The following is a 16,183-nucleotide window of genomic DNA, read 5'->3' as shown; positions in this document are numbered from 1 at the left end:
GACGGAGGGTGTATGTATAAGGTTTTGATTGTTGATGATGAGGAGTTTATTGTTAAAAGCCTGCTTATGGGCACTGATTGGAACAGCTGCGGCTTTGAAGTTGCGGGCAGTGCCAGGGACGGTGTTGAGGCCTACGAGAAGATTTGCCGGATAAAACCGGACCTTGTTTTTACCGACATTCGGATGCCGGGCATGAGCGGACTTGAGCTTATCAAAAACGTCCAGGCAATACACAAGGATATTCTGTTTGTTGTTATAAGCGGATATGCGGAATTTGCATATGCCAGAAAAGCTCTTGACTACGGGGCCGTGGGCTATTGCCTGAAACCCTTTGATGATGAAGAGATCACCAAAGTTCTCAGGAAGGCCGCCAAAATACTTATCAATGGCGGAAGAAAAGAAAAGCCCGACATAATTCCGCTGCTGGAGGAGGAAACCTCCGAAGCCCGGCACCAGTTGGACTCATACTTCACATCCAATGGAATAGCCGAAGGTGACAAGATTGTTATTGTTGCTTCCATAGGTAAGGAGCTCACCATTGAAAATAAGCAATATACCGCTATAAAGACGGGAAGCAATAAAACAATTTATATTGGAAAATACGAGGACTTCAGCAGCATAGCCCATAGTATTGAAGCAATTCCGGAAGGGGTCAAGGGTGTGGGAATATACGAAGGAACGTACTCCGCATTTAGCATGAGGAAATACATAGACGAGGCCTTTACACTGGCATATCAGTTTTTCACCACCGGTACCAGAAAAATTACTAACGGAATTAACGGTAATAATATTGATATTGAGACTTTAATGGCAAAATATGAAAATGCTTTTACGAAGATGGATTTAAGCGAGCTGGTCAGGCATCTGGACAATTTTTACAGAAACGCTGTTGACGGCAGGCTGTCAATAAAGCATGCCATGAATATTTTCAACGGCTATGTTAAATTCAGCATCAGAAATCTGGGCGAGGACTGTTATGAGGAATATGTCTATAACTTTGATGATTTATGTTATTTATTTATAGATATGTATACCATGGTTGAATATATAAAAGAAAAAATTACGGGATTTATGGGAACTAACATTAATGTTCTTACAGATGAAGTACGCAATGAGTATTTTAAGAAGATCATCAATTACATAAATCAAAACTTTTTCAAGGATATATCCATCAGAAGTCTGGCCCAGGATTTTGTCATCAATCCAAACTATATAAGTCAGCTTTTCAGAAAAGAGCTGGGAATGACCTTCACCGATTATATTACTAAAATGAGAATGAATTATGCAAAGGAACTTCTGCAGAAGACGGAATACTCCCAGGGCGAAATAGCTGCAAAATGCGGATATTCGGACTATTTTTACTTTATCAGAGTTTTTAAGAAAACCACCGGAGTAACGCCCGGACAATTCAGGCACAAAGAATAGCATAAAACTATGTGTGTTGTGCCGGTTTTAACTTATCTGCTTACAGTTGTAATAATATTGCAATACTTGAAGATCGCTTCAAAAATGTGCGAGAGGTGGGTATCCATCAATGGAGAGCCTGGTTTGAAGCTGTATTTCAAGATAGAAACAACTTTATAAAAGGGAGAGAAGATTAAATTAACCTGTTATGCTAATTGAAATTTTGTTTTTGCTTTTACAGATTGATTTAATCAGAATCAACTGGTACGCGAGTACAACTTCATGAAATAAGATGCACGGTTAAAAACAGTTGCGGTAAATTGTCGACGAAGATAAAGCGGTTTTGCCGGCAAAGCAACAGGACGTTGCTTTGAGCTTCAAATCAAGACAGGATGTCGAGTTTGAGCGACGGCAAAACCGTTTTAAATGAGGCGATACAATTTTCGTAACTGTTTTGGGTGCGTCCTTATTGCATGAAGTTAGTACGGAAGTTACCAGTTGATATAAAAAAATTACACAGGTAAAGCAAAAATTAAATTAACTTGCACAACGCGTTAAATCAGCTTGAATGTGTTAACTTAATAATACATAAAAGTAATTATATGGATTGTAATTAGTTGTTTATGGATTAAAACCAGAACTCAAAGAAGTTTTTACAAACTTCTTATTTTTTTTGCATTTTTTTAAATACAATATCTAATTCTGGTTCATATAAAAACCGGACTGGTTGAGGTAGTATAAAAGTAAAAGGAGAACAGGCACTTTAATGCTAGTGTTAAATTATTGTTTGGAGAATGGAGGATAGTAGTATGAGAATTTTTAATTCAAGGCATCGGGCAAGTTTTAAAAAGGTATTTACTCTTATAATGATTGTGTGCTTGATTACTACGGTAATACCATTGGCAGGTAATGCTGACACTGCCGGTGCGGCAGCTTACCCCGAGTGGAATGCAACCACAGCATATCCCGCAAACAGTATTGTCACCCACAATCGTGCCACCTGGCAGGCTAAATGGTATACTGTAAACGAAGAACCCATGGATGTTCTGGGAAACGCATGGACGTGCATAATTCCGGCACCGCCCATTCCGCCTGCACCTGCTGAGAATCCGGGCGGATACGATTCACCGGCGGTATTTTTTGATGATTTTAATATGTATTCAACCAGTTCCGACCAGTCACTAATCGATTTCGGATATGAGGTCAGTGACAGGACAGGAGGTCCCGGCCCCGGAGGCTGTGTATGGTCCAGAAACAATGTATCCTTTGTGCCCAATCCGGAGAAATCGTCCGACAAACTTCTCAGACTTACAGCCACTACCAACGGTCAGGGAAATAATACCGTACAGGCTGAACTTTTGGCCCCCCGGCAGTTTTTATACGGAACCTATTCGGCCAGGGTAAAGTTTTCCGATGCTCCGGCATACGGCGCTGACGGAGACCAGGTGGTCCAGACCTTCTATACAATATCGCCCTACACACTTGCAAACAGTACCGATTATGGAGAGATGGACTTTGAATACCTGCCTAACGGAGGCTGGGGAAAAGATACCAGCACCATGTGGAATACAACCTGGGATACCGGCAGTGACAGAGTAACCCAGGCTACAAGCCAGAGCTTCAACGGCTGGTATATCTGTTCAATACAATGCTCCAGCTCGGAGGTCAAATATTATATCAACGGATCTCTGGTTGCCTCACACAGCGGCAAATATGTTCCCACCACACCAATGTTCCTGTCCTTTAATGAATGGTTCATAGATGGAGTATGGGCTGGAGGCAGCAGTCAGAGAGCCTATATCCAGGATGTTGACTGGGTGTACTATGCCAAGGACAAGCTTATGACTCCCGCACAAACAGAAGCAAATGTCAATTACTACAGGAATAATTCCGTATCCAGAAAAGATACCGTTAAGAATTCGGCTGCCAATAACGGGCCAAAGGCTGCCATACTTTCAGCGGATAACCCGGTAAATTCCGGCAGTTATGCCATAACTGCAAAGGTGCTTCCAAACAGTGCCGCAACCTCCATAAATATTTATGAAGGCAGCAGCAGGGTGCTAACACAGGCAGTTTCACCAAACTCTTCCCAGGAGCAGACCTTTACATATAATGTAAACGGCAAGGGGGATGGAATATACAGCTATAGAGCCGACCTGTCCAATTCATCGGGAACCACCCAGAGCACTACCACAACTGTTCAGGTAACCCAGTCCTCCGGAAGTACTTTGTTACCTGCATCCATTGGTGTGGACAATGCAAATAATACCGGCAATTATACAGTAACTGTTACCGCTCCTGCAAATAACAGTGCAACCAACCTCAAACTGTATGAAACAGCAGGCGGTACCCCGAATGCAGTACTGAGCAAAACAATTACGCCAAATTCGCCGGCAGTGCAAACCTTCACTTATACGGCGGCAAATAAACCTGCCGGAACCTATACCTACAGGGCTGAATTGTCCAATCCGGAGGGAAACACCGCACAAAGCACCAATCTTACAGTAACAGTGACCTCGGCTCCTGTTTTAAGAGCTCCGGCCGTTTCAGCCGACAGTACGAACAATACCGGCAATTATAACATAACGGTCAGTGTTCCGGCATACAACAGTGCAGCAGGAGTGAAGCTGTTTGAAACAGCGGGTAATACTACAAGCACGGTTTTGGACAAGCCTCTTGCAGTGAATTCCTCCACTGTACAGACCTTCAGTTTTCCAGCTGCAGGAAAAGCACAGGGAAATTATACCTATAGGGCTGAGGTGGCCGATACAGGCGGAAATACCCTGCAGAGCAGCACAGTAACAGTTACAGTAACTCAGAATACCGGAGGCAACACCGATAACCTGGCACTGGGAAAGGGTGTGACCTCAAGCACATATATAGCAAACAGCTCGGTAATTACCGATGCCGACAAGGCCACCTACAATCTGGCCGGTGTCGGGGAAGGTCTGCAGTGGATACAGATCGATCTGGGCCGGAGCTATAACATAAATACCATAAAGCAGTGGCACTATTACGGTGACGGAAGGCAGTACCATGATGTCATAGTCAAGGTATCCAATGATCCGGACTTCAAAACTGGAGTCACCACGGTTTTCAATAACGATAACGACAACAGTGCCGGCTTCGGTGCGGGAACAGACAGTGAATATTCCGAGAGCAGCAGCGGAAAAACCATTAACTTCAACACTGTAAATGCCCGTTATGTAAGACTGTATGTCAATGGAAACAATGTAAATCCATATAACCACTTTGTTGAAGTAGAAGTGTATTAGAAAATACAGCCGCTGCCAGGCCATATTTGAAGCGGCTGTGGTGAGAAATAACCTTATGTATGGACTGAAATTAGAAATATATATATGCAAACAGGGAGGCGGGATGGAACCGCCTCCCTGTTTGTATATATACGGGTTTGCCGGTTTGCGTCTATACAGGGGTTCTTGCGGAAGCAGGTTCAACACTTTTGATCTAAGAATAATGTATATAATTTATAAGTTTATTAAATATGAATTCAATTATGCAAATGCTAGACTTATTCCGGCAGGCACTTTTACAGTACAAAACGAGTTATATTAAAAAGGATAGGTTGCTATGGCACAAGGGAAAATGGAACAGACGGAAGATATACAAATATTGTTTGATGATTTTGACTATACCGGCCCGGAAGACAAAAACCTTGCCGGTTTCAAGTGGTCCGTAAAGGAGGGCATTGCCGGTCCTGGACCTGTGGGCTGCAGTTGGTCCAGAGATAATATCAGTTTTATAAGTGATCTGGAAAACAGCAAAAATAAAATCATGAGACTCAGTGCTTCCACCGACGGTACTGCTTCAGGCTGCAGCCATGCCGAGATACTTCACGAAACAAAATACTTTGAGGGAACTTACGCCGCAAGGGTAAGATTCTCCGATAAGCCTCAGGCCGGAGAAAACGGAGATAAGATTAACGAGACATTCTTTACAATATCGCCCCTCAGATATGCAAATGATCCCCTGTACAGCGAATGTGATTTTGAGTATCTGGCCAATGGCGGCTGGGGCAGAGAAGGGGCTACGATGTGGCTTACCTCGTGGCATACATATGAGGATTTCCCCGATTTTAAAATGGATAACATAAATAATGCAATAGGTGAAAGCCATGAAGGCTGGCATGTTTTGGTGTGCGTGGCAGCCGCAGGTGAGGTAAAGTACTATATAGACGGTGTGCTGAGGGCAGTTCATGGAGAAAGGTTTTATCCCAGAGCCTTAATGAATATTTCATTCAACCTCTGGTTTTTAAACGAAGAGGGCGCTTTATTGCCGGAAGGCGGCAAAAGAACCTACACCATGGATGTTGACTGGGTGTTTCATTCGGCAAATCAAATAATGACTTCAGAGGAGATTGCAGATTGTATCAATGCCTATAGGACCCGTGGAATAAAGCGTTTTGATTCGGTTAATGGAAATACGTGACATGGACTGAAATTAGAAAAAAATGCGGCATTTTCACTCTTAACAGCTGAATTATCTAATTATAATACATACTTTAACTAAGCTGTGTTTATGGTTTACATGGATACCTGTTGTTAAAATAAAAATATAACGAGGCGGTAAATGTCCATTGCGTTATAATTTCTGTGACAACAGTATGAAAAAAAATCAAGTAGTTCGGGGAGGAATTACATGTCTTCAAAGAAAGGGTTGCCGGCGCACAAAACATCAATTTTAAAATCAATTCTCTTTTATAAATATTTTTACCTGATGCTGCTTCCTGTAGTCGCATGGTATGCTATCTTTGCATATGCACCGATGTACGGTATAACCCTGGCCTTTAAAACCTTTCATTACGGTAAGGGTATATTGGGCAGTCCATGGATCGGTTTTCAGAATTTTATTGATTTAATGAGTGATACAGGTTTTTGGAGTGCTTTTAAAAACACTATCATCATCAGCTTCGGAAAGCTGCTTTTTCATTTTCCCACACCTATAATTCTGGCTATTTTACTCAATGAACTGATATTTCGACGTGCAAAAAAGGTCTTTCAAACCATACTGACATTTCCGCACTTCATATCCTGGATCGTACTTGCGGGAATCATGACAAATATTCTGGGTCAAAGCGGTGTTGTGAATCAGGTGATTTCAAACCTGGGAGGCGGTACAGTTCCGTTCTTGTCAGATCCGTCAGTATTCAGACCCGTCATATACATATCTCACATATGGAAGGAAATAGGCTGGGACTCCATCATATATATTGCAGCGCTGGCAGGAATATCGCCGGAACTTTATGAAGCAGCCAAAATCGACGGTGCCAGCAGGTGGCACCAGATCAGATATGTTACCTGGCCCGGAATACGTCCCACCGTTGCAATATTGTTTATATTGACCATAGGTCAGATGCTGAACCTGGGCTCAAGCTTCGATCAGATATTCAATCTATACAGCTCTCCCGTCTATGGGGTAGCAGATACGATTGACACATTTGTTTACCGTACAACCTTTACAATCGGTGCTGATTTCGGATATATGACCGCAGTGGGCTTCCTGAAGTCGGCTATCAATGTAGCAATGATCTACCTGGCAAATACACTTGTTAAAAAATCGGGTGAACAAGGCCTGTTCTAAATTTCACAGGTTCATTAAAATATAAATCGGAGAGAGACTATGAATAATACTAAGACTTATACGGATGATGGTTTGTTCGGGAAAAATTCAAAGAGTGCCGGGCAGAAATTCAATAAAGGGGATGTTACCATAAATATAGTCATAACGGCTGTACTGACATTACTTGCACTTGTAGCCATGTTTCCCTTTTATAATGTCATAATTCTGTCCTTCGCTAGTGTGGAGGGTATGGCCAGGCATCCGGTATATCTGCTTCCCTATTCCTTTGATCTCACAACCTATAAAAATCTTTTTGCCGAGGTGAACTTTTACAGGGCATTCGGTGTGTCGGTTTTTGTGACAATTACAGGGGTGGTATTGAATATGTTCCTTTCGGTATTGGGGGCATATGCACTGTCGAAGAAAGCCATGCCGGGAAGAAACTTCATACTGTCGGCAATACTGTTTACAATGTTTTTCTCAGGAGGCTTGATTCCATATTATCTGGTAATTCAGTCCCTGAACCTGGTAAATAATATTCTGGTAATGGTCATACCTACGGGAATAACCACAATGTATCTGATAATTATGAAAAATTACTTCAACACTCTTCCCGACAGCATTGAGGAGTCGGCAAAAGTGGACGGAGCAAATGACCTGTATATACTCTGGAAGATAATTTTACCCATATCAAAGCCTTTTATTGCCACGTTTGCACTGTTTTATGCAGTTGACAGGTGGAATGAGTGGTATAATTCCCTGATTTTTATCAGTGATTCGGCGAAAGTGCCTTTACAGATATATCTGAGAGAGCTTTTGATAAATATGAATGTCCAGCTGAGCTCCTCGGCGGCGGCTGTTGTAGAAAGCAAGGCCGGGGTGGGGATACAGGCCACTCAGATGGCATCCATCGTAATATCCGCAATTCCCATAATGTGTGTGTACCCGTTCCTGCAGAAACACTTTGTGAGGGGAATAATGGTCGGGTCCATAAAAGAGTAGTTAAATCAGGATTTGTTTGTTGGAAATGATTCCAGGAAGTTGTTGAATAACCTTGTTATTTAATGATTTCTAAATATAAATCAAAGGGGGAACAAATTAAATGGGTAAGTTAAAACGCAGTTTGGCAATTATGTTAATGTCGGCTTTACTTGTTTCAGGTGTCACCGCATGCGGAGGAACATCGGAGAATACCGGAGACAGTAAGACATCTGCTGCCGCCGGATCATCTGCAAGTTCCGAGAGCACAAATGCCGCACCGGATGTAAGTGAAAAGATGGATATTTCGGTAGCGCTCTGGGGTATAGATGAAGCCCTGGCAAATGCCGACAATGACCAATTTTTACAGGCAATGTATAAAAAGCTCAATATTACACTGAAACCCCGCCAGATCACCTGGGACGACTATACTCAAAAGGCTCAGATGTGGTCGGCATCCGGTGATATGCCCGACATAATGTCTATTGACGCTGTAGGGACCACCTATTACAGGAACTGGATAAATCAGGGGGTCATTAAACCGCTGCCTGAAGATTTATCAAAATATCCGACTCTCAAGGAGTATATGAACAAGCCGGATATCCAGGCCCTCAAGCAGCCTGACGGAAAAATATACACAGTTCCGAGGAGTTTGTACGATTCCCTGGACTATTGCGCACACGACAGAATAGTTTTATACCGCTGGGATCTGGCTCAAAAAGCAGGCATAACCAAGGAACCTGAAACCTGGGATGAATTCAACGCAATGCTCAAGGCCATTGTTGACAAGGACCCTGAAGGAAAGAAAATCAGCGGTTTGACCGCCAACAATGTAAAGCAGATCAGCGGATTCTTCTGGCTGTTCAGTGATCCTGCGGCAACCAGTGACGGCAGCGGCAGTGACTTTAAATGGATAAAGAAAGACGGCAAATATGTCCCGGCTGTTCTTACAACAGATTTGGCACTTCCTTCCCTCCAAAACATGAGAACCATGTATGACCAGAGGATGATAGACAGGGATATTGCAAATATGAAGGGCACCCAATCCTATGACAAGTTTGTATCCGGAACATCTGCGGCGTTACTGCTGGTTGGTTACGGCAATGTCAACAATCAGGTCAATGAAAGATGGAAAAAGCTCCATCCCGATGTACCTCTTTTTGACGCCGTAAAGAAAGCGGATTACTTCCCGGCCACAGACGGAAACAAATATCACTGTACCTTTAAGACTTATTGGTCTGAGAGCTATTTCAGCAATAAAATGGACGACAAAAAAATGGATAGGATCATGATGCTGTATGATTACATGCTTCAGCCCGAAACAAAGGAATTCTACAGATATGGAGTCAAGGATGTGGATTACAAGAAAGACGGAGACAAGATCACCAAAATCACAAGCCAGGAGGAGCTTGACAAAAAACAGCCATCATCGGCAAATCTCCAGGCTCTGGTTGAATTCGACAACGCATACCTGTATGATCCCAACAATTCAACTATAGATTCGGCAATACGTGAATCTGCCATAAAAGACCTTGAGCATTCAAGAGAGGTCACAAAGCAGCCCGATTATGAAGTAAAGCTTACAGATATTTCAACTCCCACAAAGGATAAGTTCTCGATACTTGATCATGAATTCATGCTGAAGATCATGGCAGGAAAAGAACCTGTGGAAAAGATGTGGGCCGATGTTCTGAAGGAATATGAAGCCAAGGGCCTGAGCAAGATGATTGATGAAGTCAATGCAAAAGCCAGGGAAATGGGCCTGAACTAAACTAAGATAAGTTAAATAAAATAAACCGATTTATCAGGGGTTGCTGCAAACAAATATCGGCAGGTTACTGTTGTGAAATGACACGGTCGTATACTGCAGATGTCCATGGTTTTGCAGCAGCCCCGTTAAATATGGTGCATTAATAATATAAATGAAAAGCTTTGGAACTCACATGGAGGTCAATATGATAAAATTCGGCACAGGCGGCTGGAGGGCAATAATCGGAGAAGAATTTACCAGGGAGAATCTGGTGATACTTGCCCAGGCCATAGCAGATATGATGCAGGATGAAAAAATAAGCCATTTGGGATTTGTTATCGGATACGACAGAAGGTTTCTGTCTGATAAGGCTGCCGGTTGGTTTTCCGAAATACTTGCAGCAAACGGTATAACTGTTTTCTTTATAGACAGGGTTGCACCCACTCCGCTGGTAATGTACGCGGTAAAAAACTTCAATACCTGCTATGGAGCCGCTGTCACAGCCAGCCATAACCCTGCCGATTACAACGGTATAAAAATTTTTACCCGGGGAGGGCGCGATGCAACGGAAGCAGTAACCGGGAAAATAGAAGAATACATCGGAAAAACCGCAAAGGAAAATATAAAATTCATGGCCTTTGAGGACGGGATTAAAAAGGGCTTGATAAAAATAATCGATCCGATGAACGATTATATAGATACCATCATTTCCATGATCGATACTCAGGCTATAAAGGAAAGAAAGTTAAAGGTTCTTCTGGACCCCATGTTCGGGGTGTCAAAAACCTCGCTTCAGACCATTCTTGTCACAGCCCGCTGCGAGGTGGATATTATCAATGACAGGCACGATACACTTTTTGGAGGAAGGCTGCCCTCACCAAGCTCGCACACCCTGCAGAGGCTCAGGGACATGGTGGTTGAAAAGGGTTATGACATAGGCATCGGAACGGACGGGGATGCCGACAGGCTGGGTATAATCGATGAGAAGGGAAATTTTATTCACCCCAACAGTATTCTGGCCATGCTGTATTATTATCTGCTGAAGTATAAAGGCTGGAAGGGCGGTGTGGTCAGAAATGTCGCCACGACACATTTGCTGGATAAGATAGCCAAAGCCTTTGGAGAGGAATGTTATGAGGTGCCCGTAGGCTTCAAGAATATCAGCTCCATGATGGAGGAAAAATCGGCTTTGCTTGGGGGTGAAAGCAGCGGCGGCTTAACCATCCGCGGACATATCAAGGGCAAGGACGGGATTTTTGCGGCAAGCCTCCTTATTGAACTGCTAAGTATCACAGGCATGAAGCTTTCAGACCTTCTGAACGAGATACACGGGCAATTCGGTAATTTTTATTTTGCCGAAGCGGATTTCAGATATATGGATAAGGACAGAGAAAGACTTATCAGGGTTTTATATAAGGAAAAAAGAATTCCTGATTTTAATATAAAAATAAAAAATATCAGCTATAGTGACGGGGTTAAAATTTATTTTGAAAGCGGCGGCTGGATAATAGTTAGGTTCTCTGGAACCGAACCTTTGCTCAGGGTTTTCTGCGAGATGAATACCCTGGAAGATGCTGACGGTGTCAGCAGAAAGATGAAGGAATTCCTGAAACTTTAGAATATAACCTTAGAAAATATTAATAATGTGAGGGCCATATGGGGACTTTCAAGGAGAAGATACAGGAATTATCAAAATGGAACAGGGAGCTGAAAAATAATAAAATATTGAAGGAAAATCATTCCCTTCCCGGAAACACATATATCCTGGACGACAATGACATTTTATCACTTCCCAGGGACGACGGAGACTGCCGTTATCCCTATGGCAGGGATGGCTTTAATTTCTGGGCCTATACTTCGGGTTACATGCATTGCAATGAAGGGCTGTTTTCGGTATTCCTGAGAGCAAATGAGGGTCAGGAGCCCAAAGTTGCTTTCTTTGCGGGCTTCCCAATAGGTAATGGAACATATAAACCCGTCTCTCTTTTATCTGTGCCCGCAGCCCGCTGCCTTACACCTGGAAAGGGTGAATTTGAACAGTTTACGGTTTTCTCCAGGAGCAGTGTATATTACATCACTGAAACCCACGGTATGAGATTTACCCTGAGAGTCTTTCCGGATAGGGACAGGAAATTATACTTTACCTTATATATTGAAAATCTGGAAGCAGAAAAAAAGGAGCTTTATATATCGAGTTTTATAAACCCCTTCCTGAACCACAGCTTGGGTGAGGACGGGGAGAGCCGCTGGTTCAGGGAAGTGAGCTATATTGAAGCCAGCAGCCGGAATAATGACCTGGGCTCCTTTAAAATAAAGGTAAATGAAGATATCAGCAGAACCACCTCAGTCTCAAATATAGGTGTAATCCGCAGATTCATAAGTATTTCAGGGGACAGTGCGCTGATAAGGCATGAGGAGTCAGCCTCCAGATATGAATATGTAGGAGGTTCCAGGGGCAGCCTCCATGCTCCGGCAGCTCTTGAGGCAGGCAGCTTTCTGCATAAAAAGCATATTTGTGCTTTTACTGAGGCCGGAGCGGCGGCTGATATTATTCATTTGCGGCTTCAAGGAAACGAATGCATAAGATATGATGCGGTACTGGGCTACAGGATTCATTGCAGGAGTGAAGATGAGGCCGGTTACCTGCTGTCAGGACAGTTCACACCTGCCGGGATTGATTTAAGAGAAAGTGAGCTCCGCGAACAGTCGGTCACGGACGGAAAGGACCTGACTTTGAAGGTGGATAGGTCAAATACGGTTTTACTCCGGGAGGGAATATTTAATTCTTTTTTTGAACATTTAAAAACCCAGGTGGAGTTTTGTTCGCTGATAAAGGGATATGTACAGCTCTCTGCCGGCTCATTGATTGGAATAAGGGATATATTTCAGGCACTGGAAGGGTTGGTTTACTGGCAGCCGGACAAGGTCCGCAGAAAGATGCTGGAGGCCATGGAATTTGTGCTGGAGGATGGACGCTGTCCCAGACAGTACACACTCCCCACGAGCCCTGAAACCCCTCCTGTTATGGACTTGAGGCTGTTTATCGATCAGGGTGTATGGGTCATATCGGCAATGAATACATACATACGGGTTACCGGCGATAGAGAAATTCTTTCCGAGGTACGCGGCTACTATGAAATAGTTGACGAGAAAAAAAGCCTGGTAAGGAAGAGTAAGTGCAGAGACAGTGTCCTGGAGCATCTCTTTAAAATAATGAAATTTTTGCTTTCAAACCGCGATACAGATCAGACAGGCTGTATAAAAGTGTTGTACGGGGACTGGAATGATGCCCTTGACGGATTGGGTGTGAGTATTGATCCTAATAAGGAATATGGCACTGGTGTATCGGTAATGGCTTCACTACAGGTATATCAGAACCTGAATGAGATGGCCCAACTGCTGTTGCATTTCAATGCCGCTAAATACGCGGAAGAAATACGGTACTATAAAGCAGCGGCAGAGGAACTGCGTTTCAACCTGCAAAAATATGCAGTCATAAGCAATGACTGCCAACAAAAAAGAATAGTCCACGGTTGGGGAGACAGGAGATCATATTTTGTAGGCAGCTTTGATGATCCCGACCATGTTTCAAGGACCGGACTGACCTCCAATGCCTTCTGGGTGCTGAGCGGTCTTAATTCAACAGACAGATACATGGAAGATACCATTTTGGATTCGTTCCGGGCATTGGACACTAAATACGGTTTTAAAACCTTTGATCATGCCTTCAGCCCCAATACGCCAGGGGTTGGAAGAATACCCAGACTGCCGGCCGGAACTGCGGAGAACGGGGCGGTTTATGTGCATGCGTCGGCATTTGCGGTAATGGCGCTGTTTCAGCTGGGCCGGCCAAAAGAAGCCTGGGAGCAGCTGATCAAGTTATTTCCTTTCACACACCGGACCATATCCTGTTCACCGTACGTAATGCCAAACTCATACGGATTTAATGAAGAAAAAGGGATAGACGGAGAGTCAATGCTGGACTGGCAGACGGGGAGTTCCAATGTCATACTTAAGACACTCATACGTTTTGTAATGGGGATTGAGCCGGATTTTGACGGAATATGGCTGCAGCCGGCAGAAGGGTTTCCTTTTAAAGGGTTTACCTTTGATATTAGAATAAAAGGCTGCAGGTTGAAGGTACAATATAAAAACTCCGGCAAGGGGTCCAGAACCTATTTTGTGAATGACACAAAAAGAGAAGGTATATACAGTGAAGCCATGAAGCTTGACAGGTTGTGGATATCCGACGGGGACCTGAAAACTTCAGTACTGGATATACTGGTGGAAGACTAGGTTAAAGAGCTGTTACAAACAAATGCAATACATATTAAAAGTATTGTAATAGTGCTCCCGTACAAGCATCAATAAATGACTTGCTCACAAAGTACATACCTGAAATTTATACAGCTCACCACAAATGTTTTTGCTGTCGCAGCACACTCGACATCCTGCCTCGGGGTGCTGCTCAAATCGGCTTCCTGCCGATTTGCCAGCTAAAACACTTGTGTTTCGCCTACAATTTCAGGCTGTACTTTTAATTGAGCTTCGCACTTATTGAAGTTGTACTCCGCGCACTAAAAAAGATATTCATGTATTACATTTTGCCGCAATATAAAAAGTCTCCGGTTCGGATTTATATTCTCGATTCAACAACACATAAAAAATCATAGATGGGCTTCAGCTCCTTGAAGCCTTTTTTCAATACCTCGGGAAGCTCCTTTGAAAAGGCCAGCTCAAAGTTGTTTTGCACACTTTCAAAATATATATTTTTTCTGTCCAGCCAGGTTCTGATATTTTCTGGCTGATCGGGAAATTTGGTCCGTTTGTACATTTCCCCGCCTATTATGAATTTATCCTGTGCTTCATAGTATTTTTGTGCCATGATAAAAGCCGGATGTCTGTTGACTATCATATCGCGCATATTGGCCATTGAAGCAGGTTCTGCGCCGTAATAGCCTATTCCGTAGCTGGAACCCTTCTGATCTATTCCAAACCAGAAACAGGGGGCAGTGGACATCAGAGACTTATCCCTTAGAAAAACCAGCCAGACATTATCCCTGTAAAGGGTTTTATCCTTGGTAAAGCGGGTGTCCCTGCGGACTCTGGATATAAGCTTGGAGGGGACGGTTATAAGCTGACTGTCTATCTCCAGCATGGTGGGGGCAAGCTCGTTTATCAGTTCGGTAAAAGGATTGTGAACATACTCTTTATAATCGGCCTTATGGGCATCATACCATTCCTTGCTGTTGTTCATTCTATTTTCAAATAAAAACCTGAGGGCATCTCCGGTAATACCGTTAAAACTCATAACTATCCTCCTGTTATATGTAATATGGTAATAAAGCAAACGTCTGTTCTTTATCTATATATTTTGACAGAAATTTTATCATAAATCAATAGCAAGTAAAGGAACCTGCTTTTCAAACTTATTGGAATTTACCCCATCCCTGTTGGAAAAACCGGCAAAGAGTGATATGATATTTTTACCTCTTTTCCTTGCCTGTTTGTGTATAAGGTGATATATTACAGTGGGGATTGAAGGAATTGAAGTAAAGGATGGATATTTTCAATACATGAATAAAAGCATAGGTTTTTTAGGGCCAAGGGGGACTTTCTCCCACGAAGCTGTTGAAGGATACAGGTCGGGACAAAATAAAGCATATGAATTAAAGGAATACCATTCCATAAAAGATGTCCTTTGTGCACTTAAGGACGGAGAGGTTGACGAGGCAATAGTCCCTATAGAAAATTCCCTCGAAGGTGCTGTAAATGTCACTCTGGATGTGCTTGCAAAAGAAGAGGACATGTTCATCGTTGACGAATTTATCATACCTGTAAACCTTAATCTTGTGGCAAAGCAAGGTACAAAGGCGGAAGACATAAAGGTTTTAATGTCACACCCGCAGCCCCTGGGTCAGTGCAGAAACTATCTGAACACAAATTTTCCGGGAGTTGTCCAACTGGAGGAAAACAGTACTTCAAAAGCGGCTCAGAAGGTGGTTGACGGGGATGGCACCTGTGCGGCCATTACTTCGAAAATTGCAGCAAAAATCTATGGACTTGAGGTTCTGAAAACAAATATCCAGGACAATGAAAACAACCACACCAGGTTTGTTATAATAGCCAGGTCCTTAAAAGCAAAGACAGGTGCAGATAAAACCTCTATTGTGTTTTCAACCGATAACAAGCCGGGAAGCCTTTACAGGGTGTTGGACATATTCAGCCTGTGGGATATAAACATGACAAGGATTGAATCCAGACCCTCAAAGAGTGCGCTGGGGCAATACATATTTTTTATTGATATAGACGGGCATATTGAAGATCCGGATGTACATGATGCTCTGACTATGGTGAAGAGGAAAACCTCCTTTTATAAATTTCTTGGTTCTTATCCAGCATTTGCGGGTAAAATATAACATGAATTTTTTATACAGAGGAAAAAATTTCTGTTGAACCTGTGCGTTATAG

General features: G+C 43.1%; 10 protein-coding genes. 9 read left to right on the top strand and 1 reads right to left on the bottom strand.

What is annotated here, in order from left to right:
- The first annotated feature begins 12 nt into the window (after nucleotides 1-12).
- From T344_RS0112010 to T344_RS0111970, 8 genes are all read left to right on the top strand, one after another.
- Nucleotides 13-1,425 (top strand): response regulator, encoded by a 1,413-nt coding sequence (locus T344_RS0112010; protein WP_027628923.1) that lies wholly within the window; start codon nucleotides 13-15, stop codon nucleotides 1,423-1,425.
- A gap of 788 nt (nucleotides 1,426-2,213) precedes the next feature.
- Entirely contained in the window at nucleotides 2,214-4,679 is a 2,466-nt protein-coding gene (locus tag T344_RS29730) for a discoidin domain-containing protein (protein WP_051571793.1), read from the top strand.
- A 316-nt stretch (nucleotides 4,680-4,995) separates the two neighbouring features.
- The gene (locus T344_RS28095) at nucleotides 4,996-5,853 is read left to right on the top strand and encodes a glycoside hydrolase family 16 protein (protein ID WP_051571792.1); all 858 of its coding nucleotides are present in this window, start codon (nucleotides 4,996-4,998) and stop codon (nucleotides 5,851-5,853) included.
- A gap of 210 nt (nucleotides 5,854-6,063) precedes the next feature.
- A complete protein-coding gene (locus tag T344_RS0111990) occupies nucleotides 6,064-7,005 on the top strand; it encodes an ABC transporter permease (protein ID WP_004625170.1) in 942 nt (313 codons plus the stop codon).
- Between the two features lie 39 nt (nucleotides 7,006-7,044).
- Nucleotides 7,045-7,986, top strand: coding sequence for a carbohydrate ABC transporter permease (locus T344_RS0111985; protein ID WP_027628921.1), 942 nt, complete (start codon nucleotides 7,045-7,047; stop codon nucleotides 7,984-7,986).
- Between the two features lie 100 nt (nucleotides 7,987-8,086).
- Nucleotides 8,087-9,733 (top strand): type 2 periplasmic-binding domain-containing protein, encoded by a 1,647-nt coding sequence (locus tag T344_RS0111980; protein ID WP_027628920.1) that lies wholly within the window; start codon nucleotides 8,087-8,089, stop codon nucleotides 9,731-9,733.
- A gap of 184 nt (nucleotides 9,734-9,917) precedes the next feature.
- Complete coding sequence (locus tag T344_RS0111975) at nucleotides 9,918-11,330, top strand: phosphoglucomutase/phosphomannomutase family protein (protein ID WP_027628919.1); 1,413 nt, start codon at nucleotides 9,918-9,920, stop codon at nucleotides 11,328-11,330.
- Between the two features lie 38 nt (nucleotides 11,331-11,368).
- Nucleotides 11,369-14,008: a GH36-type glycosyl hydrolase domain-containing protein gene (locus T344_RS0111970; protein ID WP_027628918.1), complete on the top strand. Its 2,640-nt coding sequence runs from the start codon at nucleotides 11,369-11,371 to the stop codon at nucleotides 14,006-14,008.
- A gap of 340 nt (nucleotides 14,009-14,348) precedes the next feature.
- Here T344_RS0111970 and T344_RS0111965 read toward each other — a convergent pair whose 3' ends face one another.
- Nucleotides 14,349-15,023 carry a DUF2461 domain-containing protein gene (locus T344_RS0111965; protein WP_004625216.1) on the bottom strand — a complete coding sequence of 225 codons (675 nt, stop codon included), beginning with the start codon at nucleotides 15,021-15,023 and terminating at the stop codon, nucleotides 14,349-14,351.
- Between the two features lie 220 nt (nucleotides 15,024-15,243).
- On the opposite strand from T344_RS0111965, the gene pheA reads away from it, so the two are divergent.
- A complete protein-coding gene (gene pheA, locus T344_RS0111960; protein ID WP_479692230.1) occupies nucleotides 15,244-16,131 on the top strand; it encodes a prephenate dehydratase in 888 nt (295 codons plus the stop codon).
- Nucleotides 16,132-16,183: the final 52 nt, after the last annotated feature.

The organism is Ruminiclostridium cellobioparum DSM 1351 = ATCC 15832 (genome assembly GCF_000621505.1).
Taxonomy (GTDB): domain Bacteria; phylum Bacillota; class Clostridia; order Acetivibrionales; family DSM-1351; genus Ruminiclostridium; species Ruminiclostridium cellobioparum.
Note: the sequence above shows the minus strand (reverse complement) of the source record. Positions and strands in the feature narration are given on the sequence as shown.

Excerpts from the sequence above, each read along its gene's own strand:
- T344_RS0111985 (WP_027628921.1), top strand. The coding sequence starts at position 7,045 with ATGAATAATACTAAGACTTATACGGATGATGGTTTGTTCGGGAAAAAT.
- T344_RS28095 (WP_051571792.1), top strand. The coding sequence starts at position 4,996 with ATGGCACAAGGGAAAATGGAACAGACGGAAGATATACAAATATTGTTT.
- T344_RS29730 (WP_051571793.1), top strand. The coding sequence starts at position 2,214 with ATGAGAATTTTTAATTCAAGGCATCGGGCAAGTTTTAAAAAGGTATTT.
- T344_RS0111970 (WP_027628918.1), top strand. The coding sequence starts at position 11,369 with ATGGGGACTTTCAAGGAGAAGATACAGGAATTATCAAAATGGAACAGG.
- T344_RS0111980 (WP_027628920.1), top strand. The coding sequence starts at position 8,087 with ATGGGTAAGTTAAAACGCAGTTTGGCAATTATGTTAATGTCGGCTTTA.
- T344_RS0111975 (WP_027628919.1), top strand. The coding sequence starts at position 9,918 with ATGATAAAATTCGGCACAGGCGGCTGGAGGGCAATAATCGGAGAAGAA.
- T344_RS0112010 (WP_027628923.1), top strand. The coding sequence starts at position 13 with ATGTATAAGGTTTTGATTGTTGATGATGAGGAGTTTATTGTTAAAAGC.
- T344_RS0111990 (WP_004625170.1), top strand. The coding sequence starts at position 6,064 with ATGTCTTCAAAGAAAGGGTTGCCGGCGCACAAAACATCAATTTTAAAA.
- T344_RS0111965 (WP_004625216.1), bottom strand. The coding sequence starts at position 15,023 with ATGAGTTTTAACGGTATTACCGGAGATGCCCTCAGGTTTTTATTTGAA.